This window comes from Comamonas testosteroni TK102, from assembly GCF_000739375.1.
Lineage (GTDB): Bacteria > Pseudomonadota > Gammaproteobacteria > Burkholderiales > Burkholderiaceae_C > Comamonas > Comamonas brasiliensis.
The window spans coordinates 4090099-4109078 of record NZ_CP006704.1 but is presented as its reverse complement, the minus strand read 5'-3'; the positions used below and the strand labels follow the sequence as shown (position 1 = coordinate 4109078).

Annotated in this window: 13 protein-coding genes and 4 tRNA genes; 10 read left to right on the top strand and 7 right to left on the bottom strand. The window is 62.0% G+C overall.

Annotated elements, in window-relative coordinates:
- Positions 1 to 18: 18 nt before the first annotated feature.
- Positions 19 to 2670: a DUF349 domain-containing protein gene (locus O987_RS18570; protein WP_019043192.1), complete on the top strand. Its 2652-nt coding sequence runs from the start codon at positions 19 to 21 to the stop codon at positions 2668 to 2670.
- Between the two features lie 148 nt (positions 2671 to 2818).
- Here the strand turns inward: O987_RS18570 and O987_RS18565 are convergent.
- The 5 genes from O987_RS18565 to O987_RS18545 all read right to left on the bottom strand — a co-directional run bounded on the left by O987_RS18565 (position 2819) and on the right by O987_RS18545 (position 5529).
- Positions 2819 to 2903: transfer RNA gene (locus O987_RS18565), tRNA-Leu, on the bottom strand.
- Positions 2904 to 3496: 593 nt separating this feature from the next.
- Positions 3497 to 4333, bottom strand: a complete 837-nt coding sequence (locus O987_RS18560) for a hypothetical protein (RefSeq protein ID WP_144244945.1) — start codon at positions 4331 to 4333, stop codon at positions 3497 to 3499.
- A 653-nt stretch (positions 4334 to 4986) separates the two neighbouring features.
- A tRNA-Leu gene (locus O987_RS18555) sits at positions 4987 to 5071 on the bottom strand.
- Between the two features lie 144 nt (positions 5072 to 5215).
- Positions 5216 to 5300 (bottom strand) — tRNA-Leu (locus O987_RS18550).
- A 144-nt stretch (positions 5301 to 5444) separates the two neighbouring features.
- Positions 5445 to 5529, bottom strand: a tRNA-Leu gene (locus O987_RS18545).
- A 34-nt stretch (positions 5530 to 5563) separates the two neighbouring features.
- Here O987_RS18545 and rnr point away from each other — a divergent pair.
- The gene (gene rnr / locus O987_RS18540; protein ID WP_043373946.1) at positions 5564 to 8176 is read left to right on the top strand and encodes a ribonuclease R; all 2613 of its coding nucleotides are present in this window, start codon (positions 5564 to 5566) and stop codon (positions 8174 to 8176) included.
- A gap of 64 nt (positions 8177 to 8240) precedes the next feature.
- Here the strand turns inward: rnr and O987_RS18535 are convergent, their stop codons facing one another.
- On the bottom strand, positions 8241 to 9824 hold the full coding sequence (locus O987_RS18535; RefSeq protein ID WP_043373943.1) for an NAD(P)H-hydrate dehydratase: 1584 nt from the start codon (positions 9822 to 9824) through the stop codon (positions 8241 to 8243).
- Between the two features lie 97 nt (positions 9825 to 9921).
- Positions 9922 to 11310, bottom strand: coding sequence for an amidase (locus O987_RS18530; RefSeq protein ID WP_003053400.1), 1389 nt, complete (start codon positions 11308 to 11310; stop codon positions 9922 to 9924).
- A 225-nt stretch (positions 11311 to 11535) separates the two neighbouring features.
- Here O987_RS18530 and rpsB point away from each other — a divergent pair, with 225 nt between their 5' ends.
- The 8 genes from rpsB to rseP all read left to right on the top strand — a co-directional run bounded on the left by rpsB (position 11536) and on the right by rseP (position 18974).
- Entirely contained in the window at positions 11536 to 12288 is a 753-nt protein-coding gene (gene rpsB, locus O987_RS18525) for a 30S ribosomal protein S2 (RefSeq protein WP_003053402.1), read from the top strand.
- Positions 12289 to 12396: 108 nt separating this feature from the next.
- Positions 12397 to 13290 (top strand): translation elongation factor Ts, encoded by an 894-nt coding sequence (gene tsf / locus O987_RS18520; protein WP_003053404.1) that lies wholly within the window; start codon positions 12397 to 12399, stop codon positions 13288 to 13290.
- Between the two features lie 93 nt (positions 13291 to 13383).
- Positions 13384 to 14106, top strand: a complete 723-nt coding sequence (gene pyrH / locus O987_RS18515) for a UMP kinase (protein ID WP_003053409.1) — start codon at positions 13384 to 13386, stop codon at positions 14104 to 14106.
- Positions 14107 to 14143: 37 nt separating this feature from the next.
- Positions 14144 to 14704, top strand: coding sequence for a ribosome recycling factor (gene frr, locus O987_RS18510; RefSeq protein WP_003053411.1), 561 nt, complete (start codon positions 14144 to 14146; stop codon positions 14702 to 14704).
- Positions 14705 to 14727: 23 nt separating this feature from the next.
- Entirely contained in the window at positions 14728 to 15465 is a 738-nt protein-coding gene (gene uppS, locus O987_RS18505) for a polyprenyl diphosphate synthase (RefSeq protein ID WP_003053415.1), read from the top strand.
- A gap of 14 nt (positions 15466 to 15479) precedes the next feature.
- Entirely contained in the window at positions 15480 to 16337 is an 858-nt protein-coding gene (locus O987_RS18500; protein ID WP_003053417.1) for a phosphatidate cytidylyltransferase, read from the top strand.
- On the top strand, positions 16334 to 17512 hold the full coding sequence (gene ispC / locus O987_RS18495; protein ID WP_003053419.1) for a 1-deoxy-D-xylulose-5-phosphate reductoisomerase: 1179 nt from the start codon (positions 16334 to 16336) through the stop codon (positions 17510 to 17512). The genes O987_RS18500 and ispC overlap by 4 nt, the downstream gene beginning before the upstream one ends.
- Before the next feature lie 91 nt (positions 17513 to 17603).
- On the top strand, positions 17604 to 18974 hold the full coding sequence (gene rseP, locus O987_RS18490; protein WP_003053421.1) for an RIP metalloprotease RseP: 1371 nt from the start codon (positions 17604 to 17606) through the stop codon (positions 18972 to 18974).
- The last annotated feature ends 6 nt before the right edge of the window (positions 18975 to 18980 follow it).

The following is an 18980-nucleotide window of genomic DNA, read 5'->3' as shown; positions in this document are numbered from 1 at the left end:
ATTTCTCCTAGCAGCACCATGTCTGATGCATCTGAAGTGAACCCGGCCTCTGCCAAGAATTCTGAGCAACATCCGCTGGATGCATTGACGGGTGGTGCTTTCTCCGCCGAGACCTCGGGTGATCGCGCCGCGCGCATTCGCGACTGGCTGGCGACCCAGCCGACGGTCGAGCAACTCCAGGACGTTCACAAGGAACTGAGCAAGGGCGACAAGAGTGCTGCCCGTGCCGTGCGTGAGCGCCTTGATGAAATCCGCCGCACCGCAAATCAGGAAAAGATTTCGGTGGAATGGGCCGAGAAGGCAGAGGCGCTGCTGGCAGCCGTGCCCTTTGACGCCGCAGCTGCAGCCGCCTGGCAGCGTGATGCCGCCAAGGCCGGTGCCGCACTGTCGCGCGAGCCGCTGTCGCAATTCAAGGCCCAGCTGGTCGAGCGTGTGAAGGCTGTGGAAGACCTGCAACACCGCACCCAGGTGCAGCGCGAAGTGGCGCTGCTCCTGGCCCAGCGCATTGAAGTGCTGTCCACCAAGTCCTGGAAGGATGCCAAGGCCGTTCTGGAGGCTCTCGGCGCTGATGTGGCCCGTTGGCAAGAACAGGCCAAGGAACTGACCGGTGACGCCAGCTGGAGCAGCGTGGACGGCCGCTTCCCGCCTCAGCTGGAAGCCGCGTCGGCACAGCTGGCGCTGGTTTGGGATGCCTTCCAGTCTGCGCTTGCGCTTACCGAAGCGGCTGCCGCCGACGAGGCTGCACCTCTGCCCACCGTGCCGGTCTGGGCTGACGAAATCCGTGTAGCTCGTGGTTTGCCGCCTGAGGCCGCTGCTGTGGAAGTGGCCAAGCCTGCCGCGCCACGCGCAGCAGCCGGTGGCCGTGGCAAGCCCACCTCCGAGCAGGTCGAAGCTGCCAAGGCCGGCCTGGGCCAGGCTCTGGAGGCGCTGAAGGCCGAGACCGCAGCCGGCAACAGCAAGGCAGGCTCCGAAGCCGTGCAAGCCATGCGCGCTGCCATCAAGACCCATGGCCGCTTTGTGGATGAAGCGACCGTGAGCGAAGTGCACGACGCTCTGCTGGCTGCCGGTGAGGCCGATGGCTGGCAGCGTCAGCTGGCCGACAAGCTGCGCGAAGATCTGGTGGCCAAGGCCGAGGCCTTGCTCAACCGCCCCGACGGTCAGGTTCTGGGTGGCCGCAAGATCCAGGAAACCCTGCGCAGCCTGCGCGAGCAGTGGAAGCAGGCCGACCAGGGTGCTGCGGCCAATCATGCGCTGTGGAAGAAGTTCGACGAGGCCTGCAATGCCGCCTACAAGGTGGTCGAGTCCTGGCACGACAAGATTCGCCAGGACAGCACGCAGGCCAAGGCCCAGCGTCTGGCGCTGATCGAAGAAATCAAGGCCTGGGCCGCAGAGCATTCCGCGAGCCAGGACTGGAAGAACATGCTGCGCGCATTGCGCCAGTTTGGCGAACGCTGGCGCGAAAGCGGACATATCGGCGAAAAGCTGTTTGCCGAGCTGCAACCCCTGTTCAAGCAGGCCATGGCTGCCGCTGAAGCACCCTTGCAGGCGGCGCAGAAGGCCAGCCTGGAGCGTCGCCATGCCATGATCGACGAAGCCACGGCCCTGGGCACTGCGCCCAGCCTGCGCATCGATGCCGTAAAGGCGCTGCAGCAACGCTGGCAGGCCGAGGCTCAGGTGGTGCCGCTGGATCGCAAGCATGAGCAAAAGCTCTGGGATGCATTCCGCAAGCCGCTGGATGATGCCTTCAATCGCAAGAGCGTGGAGCGTGGTGGTCGCAGCCAGGCAGCGGTCGAGCTGTCCGAGCATGATCGTCGCGTGCTGGATGCATCCAAGGCGGTCGAAGCGGCCAATGCCAGCGGCGATGCGCAGAAGATTCACGCAGCGCTGGCCGAGCTGGAGGCTGCCATCAAGGCCCAGCCTGCCAAGACTGGCGACAATCAGCCTCAAGCCCAGACGGAGCCAGCAGCTGAAGCCGATGCGGCAGAAGCTGCGGCAGTGGCCAAGCCGGCACGTCCCGTGGTCGCCGTGCGTGGTGATGACCGCCCTGGCATGAAGAAGGAGGCCGCAGCTGCCGTCGGTGGCCGTCCTGGCGATCGCAAGGATGGAGGCCGTGGCCGAGATGCAGCCCGTGGTGAGCGCGGTGGCCGTGATGGCCGCGACAGCCGCGATGCCGGTCGTGGTCGTCGCGAGTTCGCGCGTGAAGAGCGCGGTCCTCGTCTGGCCGATCCCGCCTTCCGTGCCCAGCGTGATGCCGTGGAGCATGCCCAGGAGGCCTTGCGCAAGCTGGCGGCCCAGGCCCATGGCGAAGCGCTGACCCAGTTGCTGGGTGCCTGGCAGGCACGTGATGCGGCGCAGCTGCCATCGGCTCAGCAGCTGGGTGGCAAGGTGACGGCTCCTGTGCGTACCTCCTGGTCCGGCGCCGTGGCCGCTGCGCCCAAGGGCAATGCTGCAGAAGCTCTGCTGCGCCTGGAAATGGCTGCTGACGTGCACACCCCGGCCGATCAGCTGGCTGCACGCCGTGCGCTGCAGCTGCAGATGCTGACTCGCCGCAACGATCCAGCGCCCCAGCAGACCTGGGGCCAGGATGTGGCCACGGTGCTGGGAAGTGCGAGCGATGAGGCGTCTGCCCGTCGCCTGCAGACCGCACTCAAGCAATTGCTGCGCAAGTAAGTGATGGGCATGCCGCCTCGATAAGGGGTGGCGGTCGCAAGAAAGGGAGCTTGAGAGCTCCCTTTCTTGCATCTGTCTCTTGCACCCTTGGTAGGTGCACTGACAAACAAAAAAGCCGCTGCATTTGCATGCAACGGCTTGTCGTGTTTGGTGCCCAGGAGAGGACTCGAACCTCCACGGAGTTACCCGCTAGTACCTGAAACTAGTGCGTCTACCAATTCCGCCACCTGGGCATTTCAGAGTAAGCGAATTATATAGCGTGAAAAGCTGCATTCAGGGGAGTTGAGGCACTTTTTTGTGCATGTTGCGGGCGCTGGCCTTAATTGACCATCATTCCGATACGCGATGACCGGCTTGCTTGTTCTGACCACCGGCAGCAAACGACCCCCAGCAGACATCCATATCGCAGAAAACGTGAGCGGAAAGCGGCCATTCAACGTTGGAGTTGACCGGCGCGCAGCGGCATTGCGTTGCGAGACGCACGTTTATCCGCATGCCTCGCAACGCCATGCCGTTGCGTGTCCGTGTCGAACGAACAATCTGTTAGGCCGCAGTGCCCGTGGGCTCTACCAAAAGGGCTCGTATGAGTTCTGCGGCGGACGTCCTACTCTCTCATGTATTGAGGCGAGTCAAGCAAGGCACGTTGCACAATGCGTCGAACAGGGGCTTGAGTAGATTCCCCAGCACTAGAGGAAATCCGAACAACTCCACGAAGCGTGTGGCCGCGTTCATTAGTGCCAAGGACTAGGGTGATGGGAGCCAGATCAGTTTGCCGACGCCTCGGAGCTTGGGTTAGTAGCTACCAGTATCCCAGGCGCTCAGTGCGCTAGGTCGTTGGCTTCAGGTCAGCCAAACACTTCGTAATGTCATCAGATTCCACGAACAGGTAGTTCGGAGAAAGGGTGACGTTTCCAGTGTCGCTGACGGCCTTAACTACGCCGAAGGACTCTATAGCTTTGCGAATAGCCTCTGGACTGAGGTCGGTGGCGCTGGCGCTCAGATACGTGTTGACGGACTGAGTGCCGGAAGCCAGCCCGAAGGTTTGAATTCTAATTTTGCCTTTGACCCGCCCACCCTCAACGGCGCTCGACAAGCCCATCAGGCCAGTGATGTTTGCATTTGCCTTCAGGACCGCGACGTCGGCCGTGATGCGGAGTCCCGTGCCAATCGCGATCCCGCCGGAGCCAGGCGTTCCCGCTGCGCACGGCTGAGTCCGAAACCGATAATAGTAATACTTGACCCGATATGAGGACTTCTTGATGTCGGCCGTAAGTGGGAGAGCGGACACGGTGCCGTTTACATCGATCTGCTCAAGTTCCACCTGCTCATCGGTGCCATCGTAAAGCTTAACGATTTCAGCCTGAGTGAGTCCCGCCCAATAGACATCTTTGGGCTGACGGGTAACAGAGTCGAATATCTTAACTTTGTCCGCTGGGGTCGGGGTGAAGTATTGACGACCGCTCAGCGTATTCAACGTCTTGTCGATCAGCGTTATGCCGGGTGGCGTCCAAGCCGCGCCGCCGCCGGACTTCATAGTGGCCACGTCGAAAGCGGTTGGAGCGTCAGCGGGCTGGACCACTTGACCTTTGTTCACCTCGACGGTCGAAGCACATCCACCAAGCAGAAGGCATAGGCCTGCAGCAGCAAAGAATGCAGTGTTCATGTCGCGCCTATAAGTTGACATTGGAGTAGAACCAGAGATCGGGGTTATGGCAAGGACCTCATCGCTTGATGGCTGTCGATTGGCGCCGATCCAACAGCGTGCCAATGGCAGGCAGGTTTAGCGCCTTCGCCCCGAAGTGAAAAGCCTAAATCGACAACCGAAGTGGAATGCTCCCGGCAAGATTCGATCCCCCCGCGCTGGTAAGACGCGCCGCGGCCGAACTTTGCGCACAGCTCACTGACTATCGATATGTGCTCGCTTTCACTGGGTGATGGTCAGCTCGTAACTGTGCGCACGTCTAGATGTGGCACTTTGAATCGACCCGGGGCCAGTGGATACAGTCGAGTCTCACCTCGATCGCTCTATTGCTGCCGTTCGCCGGTGACCGCTTATGGCCGAACTCAGTCGGTCACGACCAGCAGCCTGGTCAGCCATAGCCGGCGCAGGCGGTCAGTTCGACCGGAATACGCACATGTTGTCTGCAGGGCGTTCCACGGCTTGGGCGATCCTCCTCGACTCGATGGATCGGACGTGCCGCAGACTCAGGTGGGAGCTAGCTTGCACCTGCGTCCTGCTCCTGGTGTGCGTGACTTCAAGGGCGTAGTGTGGAAACAAAAAAGCCGCTGCATTTGCATGCAGCGGCTTGTCGTGTTTGGTGCCCAGGAGAGGACTCGAACCTCCACGGAGTTACCCGCTAGTACCTGAAACTAGTGCGTCTACCAATTCCGCCACCTGGGCATTTCAGAGTTATCGAATTATATAGCAGCTGATCTAGCGCAGATAACGGCTTGCGCATGTTTTTTGAAACAAATCAGCACGACCGATCGGGTTGGGTCGAAAACGAAAAAGCCGCTGCATTTGCATGCAGCGGCTTGTCGTGTTTGGTGCCCAGAAGAGGACTCGAACCTCCACGGAGTTACCCGCTAGTACCTGAAACTAGTGCGTCTACCAATTCCGCCATCTGGGCTTTCAGGGAAGCTCGTATTGTAATGCAATTTCTTGCGTTCAACCCGAATCTTCAAATTCTCTAAGATGCCACTTGGCTTGAAAGCATTCCTTTGGGGGAATGTTTTCCAAGTTTGTTTCAACCCTTGCAGGTTGTCGTTAAACTTGGTGCCCAGGAGAGGACTCGAACCTCCACGGAGTTACCCGCTAGTACCTGAAACTAGTGCGTCTACCAATTCCGCCACCTGGGCATCTCAGGAAAGACATAGATTGTATATCAAAAAAATGAACCCTCGCGCAAAAGTTGCCGATATGAACGAAGAAATTTTGGGCACAGTGCAGGGCCACCGCGACGGTCACGGCTTCGTCGTCCGCGACGATGGTGAGCGTGACATCTACCTTCCCCCCAATGAAATGCGTGCGGTGCTGCACAAGGACCGGGTCCAGGTGCGCATTGCTCGCCATGATCATCGCGGTCGCCCCGAAGGGCGCGTGGTGGAAATCGTGGAGCGTCCCGATCAGCCCATCATTGGTCGCTTTCTGCAGGAAAGCGGTGTGTGGCTTGTGGCTCCCGAAGACAAACGCTACGGCCAGGACATTCTGATTCCTTCCAATGCCACGGGTGCTGCCAAACCGGGGCAGGTGGTGGTGGTGAAATTGACAGAGGCTCCGGCCCTGTTTGGTCAGCCAGTGGGGCGCATCGTCGAAGTGCTGGGCGAAGTGGATGACCCCGGCATGGAGATCGAGATTGCGGTGCGCAAGTATGGCGTGCCGCATATCTTCTCCGACGCCTGCCTGGAGCAGGCCAAAGCGCTGCCTGAAAAAGTCCGCCCCGCAGACTGCAAGCACCGCATCGACCTGACCGATATTCCCCTGGTCACCATCGACGGCGAAGATGCGCGCGACTTTGACGATGCCGTGTATTGCGAGCCTGCCAAGGTGGGGCGCAGCAAGGGCTGGCGCCTGCTGGTGGCAATTGCCGACGTGAGCCACTATGTGACCACGGGCAGCGCCATCGATATCGATGCCTACGACCGCGCCACCAGCGTGTACTTTCCGCGTAGGGTGATTCCCATGCTGCCGGAAAAGCTCAGCAACGGCCTGTGCTCGCTGAATCCCGACGTGGATCGGCTGTGCATGGTCTGCGACATGCTGATCACGGCGCAAGGCGAGATTCACGCCTATCAGTTCTACCCGGCAGTCATGCACAGCCATGCGCGCTTCACCTATACCGAGGTGGCGGCAATCCTGGCCAATACGCGGGGGGCGGAAGCGGCCAAGCGCAAGGATCGCGTGCAGGACTTGCTGAATCTGTATGGCGTCTTCCAGTCCCTGCTCAAGGCGCGCGAGGCGCGTGGTGCGGTGGACTTCGAGACGACCGAGACGCAGATCGTCTGCGACGACAACGGTCGCATAGAGAAGATCGTGCCGCGCACCCGCAACGATGCGCACAAGCTGATTGAGGAGGCCATGCTGGCGGCCAATGTCTGCAGCGCTGATTTCATCGACCAGAGCGGGCAGCTGGGGCTGTTCCGTGTGCACGACAAGCCTTCGCTGGAGAAGCAGGAAATCCTGCGCAACTACCTCAAGGCCATGGGCGTGAGCATGAGCATCAGCGAGAACCCTTCGACCAAGGAGTTCCAGCAGATTGCCAGTGCCACCAAGGACAGACCTGACTCGCAGCAGATTCACACCATGCTGCTGCGCTCCATGATGCAGGCCTTCTACACGCCGGAGGGCTCGGGTCACTTCGGCTTGGCCTTTGAGGCGTATACCCACTTCACCAGCCCGATTCGCCGTTACCCCGACTTGCTGGTGCACCGCGTGATCAAGGCGGAGCTGAACGGCACGCATTACAAGCTGCCCAGCCTGCCCACGCCGGGTGAGGCTGAAGCGAAGATGGCCAAGCGTCTGGCTTCGCGGGTGGTTGCGCCGGGTCAGAAGCCGCGCAAGCGTTCGGCGGCCAAGGAGTTTCAGGCCTGGGAAGCCGCCGGCCTGCACTGCAGTGCCAACGAGCGCCGCGCCGACGAGGCCAGCCGCGATGTGGAAGCCTGGCTCAAGTGCAAGTACATGCGCGAGCATCTGGGCGAGGAGTTCGCGGGCACGGTGTCCTCGGTGACGACCTTCGGTGTCTTTGTGACGCTGGATGCCATGTATGTGGAAGGTCTGGTGCATATCACCGAACTGGGCGGCGATTACTTCCGCTTCGACGAAGCCCGGCAGGAACTGCGCGGCGAGCGCTCGGGTGTTCGCTATGGCATCGGTGCACGAGTGCGCGTGCAAGTCAGTCGCGTTGATCTGGATGGACGTCGCATCGACTTCCGTCTGGTGCGCGACGGCGAGGACGGTCTGGTGCAGTCGTCCCGCAGCGGCCGCGGTCAGGCCAAGGATGAGGGGCGTGGTCGCCGTGATTCGCGTGACGAGCGCAGTGCGGGCGGCTATTCCGACAAGTGGAGTCGTCGTGACGCCAAGGCCAGTCGTGCGCAGCGCAATGCTGCTGCAGAGCCTGCTGCTGCGCCGGAGCCCGATCGCTCCAGGCAAGGTCGTAAGGCAGCCAAGAAGGCCATGCTGAAAAGCGTGAATCTGGCGGCGCTGGAGGCGGAATACGCGCAGGCTCCCAAGCCCGAGCCTGTAGCGGAGCCCGTTGCTGTGGCCGTGGTTGCCAAGCCGCGCAAGGCGGCAGGCAGGAAGCAGGTTGCCGCCTTGCTTGCGCCTGATGCGCAACCTGTCTCCGTTGCCAAGCCAGCGGCCAAGCCCGAATCCAAGGCTGTGGCCAAGGTGGCGGCGAAGTCTGTGGCGAAATCGGCGCCCAAGGCTCCAAAGGCGGTAGCCAAGCCCGCAGCGCGTACCAAGCCCGCGCCGGCAAGCAAAACCAGCAAGCGCAAGACCGAACGCTGATTGCTCGCTTGCGAAGCACTGAAGGCCTTGCCGGATACCGGTAAGGCCTTTTTTCTTGCGCTGGTTACTGCTTGCCCAGGTGCATTGCCAGGGCACTGGCGCTGAACGGGCGGTCTGCGGGCCAGCGATCCGCGAGCTGGCCGTGGCGGAAGGCCCCCTCCATGGCAGCCATATCGGCACTGCGACCCTGTGCCCATAGCGCGGCGATCAGTCCGGCCAGCACATCGCCCGTGCCGCCCGTGGCCAGGCGGGCATTGCCGCTGGCATTGATCCAGACTTGCTGCTGTGGGTTGGCAACAACCGTGCCCGAGCCCTTGAGCAGCACCGTGCACTGAAATTTGCGGGCCAGCTGCAGGCAGGACTGCAGGCGGTCGGCTTGCACTTGGGTGGTAGTGGTCTGCAGCAGGCGCGCGGCCTCCAGCGGGTGGGGGGTCAAGACCGTGCTCAGCTGCTGCATGGCACGCTGGCTCAACTGCTGTGCTAGCACTGGGCTGGCTGCGACGGCATTGAGTGCATCGGCATCCAGTACCAGCTGTGGCGCCTGGCTCAGTATGTGGGGCAGCCAGGCCTGCACGGCTTCGCCACCACCGCAGCCGCAGACCACGGTGGCCTGGCTCCAGTCCTGGGCTGCAGGCCGTCGCAGCATGATTTCCGGCCAGTGGGCAATGCCTTGCGGTAGTGCTTCGTCCAGCAAGGCCAGCATGACGCGGCCGGCTCCGGCGTGCAGTGCGGCCAGTGCCGCCAGCCAGGCCGCGCCGGTCATCGACAGGCCGCGCAAGCCCAGGCCTTCGCCGCCAAGCACGGCTACATCGCCAAAACTGCCTTTGTGACTGGCGTGCGGGCGCGCACTCGAGGAAGCGGAGGAGGGGGGGCTCAGATGCGCCGTGGGCCGCGCTGCAGCGGGGGTGGTCATGCCGGGAGTGCCGGCAATGCCGCAGCCCAGGTCGTCCCACCAGATCTGTCCGCAGGCATCGCGTCCCTGGCCGGTGAACAGGCCGGGCTGCAGGGTCAGCAAGGCAAGCGTGTGGCGCGGTTGACTGGCGGCGATATGGCCGGGCGCGAATTCCCTCAGATACTGGCCGGTATCGCCATCGAGGCCGGAGGCAAGGTCGACACAGAGTACGGCGCAGGCGCACTGCCGAACCTGGGCCAGCAGTTGCAGCAAGCGCTGCTTTTCAGTCGAGGCCTTGCCAGAGGGGCGCGGGCTCAGTCCGATGCCCAGCAGTGCATCGATACACAGGTCTTGTGGCCCCAGATCGGCGGGCGCGTCATGCAGCCACTGCGCGCCAGCCTGCCTGGCCTTGTCCCGGGAGATCTGTGCGTCGGAAGGTAGCTCGGCAGGCGCGCGCACCTCGCTGACCATGATTCGCACGTGGGGCAGCATGGTTCTGAGCTGCGCCGCCGCCTCAAAGCCGTCGCCGCCGTTGTTGCCCGGGCCGCAGGCAATCCAGATTCGTTGTGCATGGGGGGCTATTGCCAGCGCCAGTTTGGCGATGGCAAGGCCTGCACGCTCCATCAGTCGGTGGGGAGGCAGGCGTCTGGCGCAATCCTGCTCGATCTGGCGCGTGGCGGCGGCGCTGAATAGCGGCCAGCCCTGGCCGGCAGCCATGGAAGCGGGCGGGGTGTCGGTTGGAGAAATGCGCAGCATGGTCCGAGGATAGCCTCAGGCCGCGCATTTGTGGTTTTTGACGATTTTTGCCATGTAGCCCAATGACCATAAGCGGTTGTAGCTACAAGAATGGAAGTCAGACGCGATGGAGCGCGGCTTCTATGCCCGCGCTGATATTCAGGATGGCGTCGTCATGCAGGGCGGCATGCCAGATCATCAGGCCCATGGGGAGTTCGTTCGGGTTGTGGCACGGCAGTGACAGCGCGCAGCCATCCAGCATATTGACCACGCTGGTATTGCGCAGCAGCAGGCCGTTGACGCGGAAAAATTCTTCGTCACGCCTGAGGTCGGCCGCAGCATCGAAGCCGTTGGCCGGGGCGACGGATGCAATGGTGGGGGCGGTGATCGGCGTGGTCGGCGAGAGCAGGGCGTCATAGTCGGCAATGGCGCTCTCCATCCTGGCAATCCAGCGCTTGCGCGCGGCCAGCAGATCCAGATAGTCGGCAGCGCTCATGCTCGCGCCGCGCTCTATGCGCGAGCGCACCCGGGGATCGTAGAGCGCGGCCTTGGCAGGATCCTGCAGATGGTGCCGGTGCCAGGCATAGCTTTCGGTGGGCGAGAAGCCGCCGATGATGTTGATGGCGTCCAGCTCTTCCAGCTCGGGCAGGTCAATCCATTCGATCTGCGCGCCGCCGGCTTGCAGCTTGGCGATGCTGCGTTCGAAGGCGCTGCGCACGGCGGGTTCGATCTGTTCGAAGAACAGGGGGCGCGGCACTGCCAGACGCCACTGGCTCAGGCTGCGTTCGTCCTTGGTGACTTTGCGCTCGGCCAGGATCTCGTGCAGCAGCACGGCATCGCGCACGCTGCGCGTAATGGCGCAGGCAGTGTCCAGTGTGGGCGAGAGTGGCACGGTTCCTTCGGTGGGCACCAGCCTGGCCGTGCTTTTGAAGCCCACCAGTCCATTGAGCGCAGCGGGAATGCGGATGGAGCCCCCGGTGTCCGAGCCCAGAGCCGCCCAGGCGGCGCCGCTGGCGACGGATACAGCTGCTCCTGACGAGGAGCCGCCTGGAATGCGGGCCGGCCATGTGGGGGCCAGCTGAGGATTGGCGGGGTGGCGGGCATCCAGCGCGGCAGGGGTACCGAAATGCGGATTCACACCCACGCCGGAAAAAGCGAACTCGACCATATGGGTGCGGCCGATGATGGCGGCACCTGCCGCGCGCAGGCGGGCGACGGCCGCGGCGTCTGCCCGGGCGACAGGAGCATCCTGCAGCACCAGGGAGCTGGCGGCACTGCGTGCGCCTCGGGTGTCAAACAAATCCTTGACCGAGATGGCCAGGCCGGCCAGGGGGGCAGTCGTTGGTGTTTCTGCAGCGGCCCAGCGTGCCTCGTCAAAGAAAGTCTGGCTGAAAACGTTGGCGCACAAGGGACTTTGCGCGGCAGCAATGCTCATTTGCATGAGGTTTGCGGCGCTTTGGCGGCCTTCGCGGATCTCGAGAGTGAGGTGACTGAGGTCGAGTTGCATGGCGATGTGCTAAAATCTTGCGGCTTTGCTAAGGGTTATTCCGTGAGGATTGACTTGAAAAGCTCTGAAAGTGGTTGATGCGATGGCGTTTTGCACCTTGCAGCACCTGCTTTCAAGTCGGCAAGGCAAATAGCAAACCGGCCTATCCAAGGTGTTGCGATCGCTTTTTCAAGGCGGCTGCAATCGTTGGGCCGGATTTTAGACCCAACCTTTGAGGTAATTAACATGGCAGTAACAATGCGCGAGATGCTGGAAGCCGGCGTCCACTTCGGTCACCAAACCCGTTTCTGGAATCCCAAGATGGCTCCGTTCATCTTCGGCGCCCGTAACAAGATCCACATCATCAACCTGGAAAAGTCCCTGCCGATGTTCCAGGAAGCCCAGAAGTTCGCCAAGCAGCTGACTGCTAACGGCGGCACCATCCTGATGGTGGGTACAAAGCGTCAAGCCCGCGAGCTGGTGGCCGAAGAAGCCAAGCGCGCTGGCGTGCCCTTCGTCGACCAGCGCTGGCTGGGCGGCATGCTGACCAACTTCAAGACCGTCAAGACCTCCATCAAGCGTCTGAAGGACATGAAGGCTCAGCAAGAAGCTGGTCTGGAATCCATGTCCAAGAAGGAACAGCTGATGTTCGTTCGCGAACTGGAAAAGCTGGAAAAGGACATCGGCGGCATTCAGGACATGAACGGCCTGCCCGACGCCATCTTCGTGATCGATGTGGGCTTCCACAAGATCGCTATCGCTGAAGCCAAGAAGCTGGGCATTCCTCTGATCGGCGTGGTTGATACCAACCACAACCCCGAAGGCATCGACTACGTGATCCCTGGTAACGATGACTCCGCCAAGGCCGTGCAGCTGTACGCCCAAGGCATCGCCGACGCTATCCTGGAAGGCCGCGAAGCCCGTCTGAACGACGTGGTGAAGGCTGCTGCCGGTGAGAACGGCGACGAGTTCGTGGAAGTGGAAGAGTCCGCCGCCTAAGCGAAGTCCGGCTGCGCGACCGCATCGCGAGAAAAAGCGGGGCTCTAGGTAGCCCCGTTTTTTTAGCCGGAATCCTGTAACGAATCGAACTGATACTGGAGAAATACGATGGCAATTACTGCAAGCATGGTCGCCGAACTGCGCGCCAAGACCGACGCTCCCATGATGGAATGCAAGAAGGCTCTGACCGAAGCTGATGGCGATATGGCCAAGGCTGAAGAGCTGCTGCGCGTCAAGCTGGGTACCAAGGCTGGCAAGGCCGCTTCCCGCGTGACTGCTGAAGGCGTTGTGGCTGCTTTCATCGAAGGCGGCAAGGGCGGCCTGATCGAAGTGAACAGCGAAACCGACTTCGTGTCCAAGAACGACAGCTTCCTGGCCATGGCCAACGCCGCTGCCAAGCTGGTCGCCGAGCACAACCCCGCTGACCTGGACGCCCTGGGCGCCCTGGCCTACGAACAAGACGGCTACGGCCCCACTCTGGAAGATGTGCGCAAGGGCCTGATCGGCAAGATCGGCGAGAACATGTCTTTCCGTCGCTTCAAGGCTTTCAACGGCGCTGGCCTGGCTGCCTACGTGCACGGCACCCGCATCGGCGTGGTGGTCGAGTTCGACGGCGACGCTGCTGCTGCCAAGGACGTGGCCATGCATGTGGCTGCCATGAAGCCCGTGGCCCTGACTTCCGCTGACGTGCCTGCCGAGCTGATCGCCAAGGAACGCGCAGTGGCCGAAGGCAAGGCTGCCGAATCCGGCAAGCCCGCCGACATCGTCGCCAAGATGGTGGAAGGTTCCGTTCAGAAGTACCTGAAGGAAGTGTCCCTGGCCGACCAGGTCTTCGTGAAGGCTGCCGACGGCAAGCAAACCGTGGCCCAGATGCTCAAGGCTGCCAATACCAATGTGAAGGCGTTCACGATGTTTGTCGTGGGTGAAGGCATCGAGAAGAAGACCGATGACTTCGCCGCTGAAGTGGCTGCCCAGGTGGCAGCAGCCAAGGCTGGTGCTTAAACCTAAGCCTTAGCAACAATCGCGGCCTAGAGCCGCGATTGATTTATTCCCCTCCCGTTTTCATACTTATTCAACTTCCACCGGAGAAACACCATGTCCAACGCCATTCCAGCACACAAGCGCATCTTGCTCAAGCTGTCGGGGGAGGCGTTAATGGGAGATGACCAGTTCGGCATCAACCGTGCAACCATTGAGCGCATGGTTGCCGAGATCGTGGAAGTGACCAAGGTGGGTGTGCAGGTTGCCGTGGTGATCGGCGGCGGCAATATCTTCCGTGGCGTGGCAGGTGGCTCAGTCGGCATGGATCGTGCGACTGCCGACTATATGGGCATGCTGGCCACGGTGATGAATGCCCTGGCCCTGGCCGACGCCATGGACAAGCAGGGCCTGACGGCGCGCGTGATGTCGGCCATCGGTATCGAGCAGGTGGTGGAGCCCTATGTGCGCCCCAAGGCGCTGCAGTACCTTGAAGAGGGCAAGGTCGTGGTGTTCGCTGCCGGTACGGGCAACCCCTTCTTCACCACCGACACCGCAGCTGCGCTGCGTGGTGCTGAAATCGGCGCCGAAGTCGTGCTCAAGGCCACCAAGGTGGACGGCGTGTACACGGCCGACCCGGTCAAGGATCCCTCGGCCACGCGCTACGACAAGCTGGCTTTCGATGAAGCCATCTCGCGCAACCTGGGCATCATGGATGCCACGGCTTTCGCGCTGTGCCGCGACCAGAAGCTGCCGATCCGCGTGTTCTCCATCGTCAAGCCCGGCGCACTCAAGCGCGTGGTCATGGGTGAAGACGAAGGCACTCTGGTGTACGCTTGAGCGTTTTGCCGCCCAATGCTCGCAAAGGAACAAGAACATGACGATCGCTGAAATCAAAAAGAACACCGAAACCAAGATGGGCCAGTCCATCGAGGCTTTGAAGAACAACCTGGCGCGCGTGCGCACCGGCCGTGCAAACCCCGCGCTGCTGGACGCCATTCACGTCGAGTACTACGGCTCCATGGTGCCCCTGTCCCAGGTGGCCAATGTGTCCCTGCTGGACTCCCGCACCATCAGCGTGCAGCCCTGGGAAAAGAACATGGCCGCCAAGGTGGAAAAGGCCATTCGCGAAAGCGATCTGGGTCTGAATCCCGCCTCCATGGGTGACCTGATCCGCGTGCCCATGCCTCCCATGAGTGAAGAGCGCCGCAAGGAAATGACCAAGCTCGCCCGCAACGAAGGTGAGAACGGCAAGATTGCCATCCGCAACCTGCGCCGCGATGCCAATGAAAGCGTGAAGAAGCTGGTCAAGGACAAAGAGGCCTCTGAAGACGATCAGAAGCGCTCCGAAGCCGAAATCCAGAAGATCACCGACAAGCACATTGCCGAGGTCGACACGCTGGTGGCGGCCAAGGAGCAGGACATCATGGCGGTCTGAGTCTTGCCAAAGGACCTGCACTTTTGACATCCAAGAAAAACGGCGCGGTTCCGCGCCATATCGCCGTCATCATGGACGGCAACGGGCGGTGGGCCAAGCGCCGTCTGCTTCCACGTCTTGCAGGTCACAAGCAGGGCGTGGAGTCCCTGCGCCGCTGCGCTCGTGCCTGCGTAGAGCGTGGCGTGCAGGTGCTCACGGTATTTGCGTTTTCCTCCGAGAACTGGAACCGGCCTCAGGAAGAGGTCTCAGGCCTCATGAGCCTGCTGGCCAATGCCCTGGCCAAGGAAGTTGCGCAACTCAGCCGCGACGGCGTGCGCCTGTACTTTGTCGGAGACCGTCAGGGTCTGAGCGACAAGGTCCGTGAGGGCCTGGCCGAGGCCGAGCGCATCACTGCGCACAACACGCGCCTGGTTCTCAATGTCTGCTTCAACTACGGTGGCCGCTGGGACATCGCGCAAGCAGCGCAGAAGCTGGTGGCCCAGGGGCTGGAACTGAGTCCGGAGAATCTGGATAGGGCCATGGCCCTGGCGCATGTGCCTGATCCTGATCTGATGATCCGCACAGGCGGCGAAACCCGCATCAGCAATTTTCTGCTTTGGCAGGCTGCCTACACCGAGCTGTTCTTCAGCAATGCCCTGTGGCCTGATTTCGACGAGGCCGCTCTTGACGAGGCCATTGCCGTGTTTGGCGGTCGGGAGCGCCGTTTCGGCCAGACTTCAGAGCAGATTCAACCATCATCTGCCGTCACCCTGACGGCATAACCATAAGAGGTGCCATGCTCAAGCAGCGCGTCATTACCGCCTTGATTTTGCTGGCCATTTTGCTGCCTGCATTGTTTTATACGGCCAGCACCGTGCCTTTTTCGGCACTGATGCTGTTGTTCATGGCGGCTGGTGCCTGGGAGTGGGGGCGTCTCAACGGCTTCGGGCAGGCAGGCTCGCTGGGTCTGGGGGCTGTCTGTACGGCGCTATGCGCGGGCTCCTGGTGGGCCGGCTGGGTTGACCAGCCTCTGTCCATGGTGTGGCTGATTGCGGGTTGCCTCTGGGTGCTGGGGGGCGTGCTGCTGCTGCGTGCTGGCGTGACGGGCTGGCCGCATATTCCGGCTGCAGTCCGTCTGGTTGGCGGCGTGCTGGCATTGTGGCTGGCCTGGCTGGCCGTGGTGCAGGCGCGCAATATCGGCATCAACTTCCTGCTTTCGGTCCTGGTGCTGGTCTGGGTGGCCGATGTATTTGCCTATTTTGCAGGCCGCACTTTCGGCCTGAAGTTCACCAGGAACAAGCTGGCTCCTTCCATCAGTCCCGGCAAGAGCTGGGAAGGTGTCTGGGGGGGCATGCTGGGAGTGGTTGTTCTGGCTCTGGTCTGGAGCTGGGCAGATCGCCACTACGGCGCCGGTGTTCCCAGTTTCTATTCGGTGCTGCAGTCACGAGGGCTCTGGTTCCTGTTGCTGGCTGCGGTGTTTATGGCTGCGATGAGTGTGGTGGGCGACCTGGTCGAATCCCTCATCAAGCGCAGCGTCGGTGTCAAGGACAGCAGCGGCTTGCTGCCCGGCCATGGTGGTGTCCTGGATCGCATTGATGCCCTCCTGCCCACACTGCCGTTGGCGATGATGCTCTCATCCTTTGTGCATCCATGAAGCAGAAAATCACGGTTCTGGGTTCTACCGGTTCCATCGGAACCAATACCCTGGATGTGGTGGCACGCCACCCTGATCAATACGAAATCTTCGCGCTGAGTGCTGCCACGCAAGTGGATCTGATGCTCAGTCAATGCGCGCAGTTCAAGCCGCAGTTCGCCGTGATGGCCAGTGCGCCCCATGCACAGCAGCTGGCCGAGAAGATCCAGTTGCACGGACTTCAGACGCAGGTCCTTCAAGAGCGGAATGCTCTTGAAGCGATAGCATCTCATCCTGATGTCGATGCGGTCATGGGGGCGATTGTCGGTGCGGCCGGGCTGTCCCCCTGTCTGGCAGCGGCCAGAGCGGGCAAGCGCCTGCTGCTGGCCAACAAGGAAGCCCTGGTGGTGGGCGGTGCGCTGTTCATGGACACCGTCAAGCGTCATGGCGCCACCTTGCTGCCCATCGATAGCGAGCACTCCGCCATCTTCCAGTGCCTGCCCGAAGACAGCAGCACCTGGGCCGAGCGCGTCGACTCCTTGCTGCTGACGGCCTCGGGCGGTCCGTTCCGCCAACGCGACCCGGCGACACTGTCTGCAATCACTCCCGAGCAGGCCTGCTCGCACCCCAACTTCTCCATGGGGCGCAAGATCTCGGTGGACTCGGCCACCATGATGAACAAGGCGCTGGAGGTGATCGAGGCGCGCTGGCTGTTCGATATGGCGCCCGAGAAGATCAAGGTGGTAATTCATCCGCAGCAGATCGTGCACTCCATGGTGCAGTTCAAGGATTCGTCGGTGCTCGCTCAGCTGGGAACGCCCGATATGCGGGTGCCGATTGCCTGCGGTCTGGCCTGGCCCGAGCGCATCGAGAGCGGCGCGCCGGTGCTGGATTTTGCCAAGCTGGCGGCGCTGACCTTCGAGGAGGCGGATGCGCATCGCTTTCCCGGCCTGCATCTGTCCTGGCAGGCACTGCGCGCGCCCGAGGGTACAACCACGGTGCTCAACGCCGCGAACGAAGTGGCAGTCGCCGCCTTCCTGGCGCGTCGCCTGTCGTTTGACCGCATTCATGCCGTCAACCTGCAGACGCTGGAATCCGTGCAACCGGGCGCCGTGAGCAGTCTTGAAGATCTGATGGCGCTCGATGCGCGAGCACGCGAGAGCGCGGTCGCCATAGCCGGCCAGTGGGCGCGCTGAACGGGCGCGAAGTGCGGGTGCTTGCCGGGCGGCGGTTGAACTTGCGGCCTGGCGCGCACTCCAAGCATCGATTGGCAAAAAGGAGTTTCAGGTGTTGCTGACAGTTGTGGCTTTCGTCGTGGCGCTCGGCGTTCTGATTGCGGTGCATGAGTGGGGCCACTATCGCGTTGCCGTGGCCTGCGGTGTCAAGGTGCTGCGTTACTCCGTGGGCTTTGGCAAGCCGCTGTTGCGCTGGGTCGGCAAGAAGTCGGGCACCGAGTATGTGATCGCGGCGCTGCCTCTGGGTGGCTATGTGCGCATGCTTGACGAGCGCGAGGGCGCGGTCAGGCCTGAGGAAAAGCATCTGGCCTTCAACAACCAGCCTCTGCGTTCACGCGCAGCCATTGTTGCGGCGGGGCCGGCAGCCAATCTGGTGCTGGCCGTGGCGCTGCTGACCGTGGTCAACTGGGTGGGAACGAACGAGCCTGCAGCACGGCTTGCCGCGCCCGCGGCTGGCAGCTTGCTGCAGCAGGCCGGTATTCAAAGTGGCGACTGGGTGCAGCGTGCCTCCGTGGGAGGCCAGGAGTGGCAGCCTGTGCGTGCCCTGGGTGATTTGCGCTGGCTGGTGACGACGGCGGCCATTGAAGGCGAGTCCTTGCAGCTGGAAGTGGCTGACCAGGCACATGGCGCGGCGCGCATCGTGCCGCTGGATCTCGCTTCTTTGCAACAAAAGGAACCAGATGCAGCTTTCTTTGACAAGGTAGGGCTGCAGGGAGCCTGGAGTCGTGCAGTCATGGACGAGATTGTCGCAGGCGGTCCGGCAGACAAGGCGGGCCTGCAAAAAGGCGATGTGCTGCTCAGCATCAATGCTCAGGCAGTCCAGGATGGCGCGCAGGCGCGTGCCCTGATCCGTGCCTCGGGGCAGTCCGGCGAGGTGCAGCCCCAGGCATGGGTTGTGGAGCGCGCGGGCCAGCGTCTGAATCTGCAGGTGCAACCGGAAGTAGTACCTGGCAAGGACGGTCAGGCGCCTGCGGCACGCGTGAATGCCTTCATTGGCAGCCAGCCGGAAATGGTGCTGGTGCGCCGCGGCTTTCTCGATGGCCTGAGTGCCGGTGTGCACAGGACCTGGGAGCTGTCTTCCATGACGCTGCGCATGATGGGGCGCATGCTGATCGGCCAGGCCTCGCTCAAGAATATCAGCGGCCCTCTGACGATCGCCGATTACGCGGGCAAGTCCGCGAGCATGGGGTTGGTGCAATACCTGTCGTTTCTCGCCTTGATCAGCATCAGCCTGGGCGTTCTCAACCTGCTACCATTGCCCGTTCTGGACGGTGGGCACCTGATGTATTATCTTTGGGAAGGTCTGACGGGACGTAGTGTCTCCGATGTCTGGGCTGAAAGACTGCAGCGTGCAGGCATCGCAGTCATACTGCTGATGATGTCAGTCGCCTTTTTCAACGATATCAACCGGCTCTGGGGCTAATTTTTA

Bases quoted from the DNA above. Each gene is read 5' to 3' on its own strand.
- O987_RS18570 (WP_019043192.1), top strand. From the start codon at position 19: ATGTCTGATGCATCTGAAGTGAACCCGGCCTCTGCCAAGAATTCTGAG.
- O987_RS18560 (WP_144244945.1), bottom strand. From the start codon at position 4,333: ATGAACACTGCATTCTTTGCTGCTGCAGGCCTATGCCTTCTGCTTGGT.
- rnr (WP_043373946.1), top strand. From the start codon at position 5,564: ATGAACCCTCGCGCAAAAGTTGCCGATATGAACGAAGAAATTTTGGGC.
- O987_RS18535 (WP_043373943.1), bottom strand. From the start codon at position 9,824: ATGCTGCGCATTTCTCCAACCGACACCCCGCCCGCTTCCATGGCTGCC.
- O987_RS18530 (WP_003053400.1), bottom strand. From the start codon at position 11,310: ATGCAACTCGACCTCAGTCACCTCACTCTCGAGATCCGCGAAGGCCGC.
- rpsB (WP_003053402.1), top strand. From the start codon at position 11,536: ATGGCAGTAACAATGCGCGAGATGCTGGAAGCCGGCGTCCACTTCGGT.
- tsf (WP_003053404.1), top strand. From the start codon at position 12,397: ATGGCAATTACTGCAAGCATGGTCGCCGAACTGCGCGCCAAGACCGAC.
- pyrH (WP_003053409.1), top strand. From the start codon at position 13,384: ATGTCCAACGCCATTCCAGCACACAAGCGCATCTTGCTCAAGCTGTCG.
- frr (WP_003053411.1), top strand. From the start codon at position 14,144: ATGACGATCGCTGAAATCAAAAAGAACACCGAAACCAAGATGGGCCAG.
- O987_RS18500 (WP_003053417.1), top strand. From the start codon at position 15,480: ATGCTCAAGCAGCGCGTCATTACCGCCTTGATTTTGCTGGCCATTTTG.
- ispC (WP_003053419.1), top strand. From the start codon at position 16,334: ATGAAGCAGAAAATCACGGTTCTGGGTTCTACCGGTTCCATCGGAACC.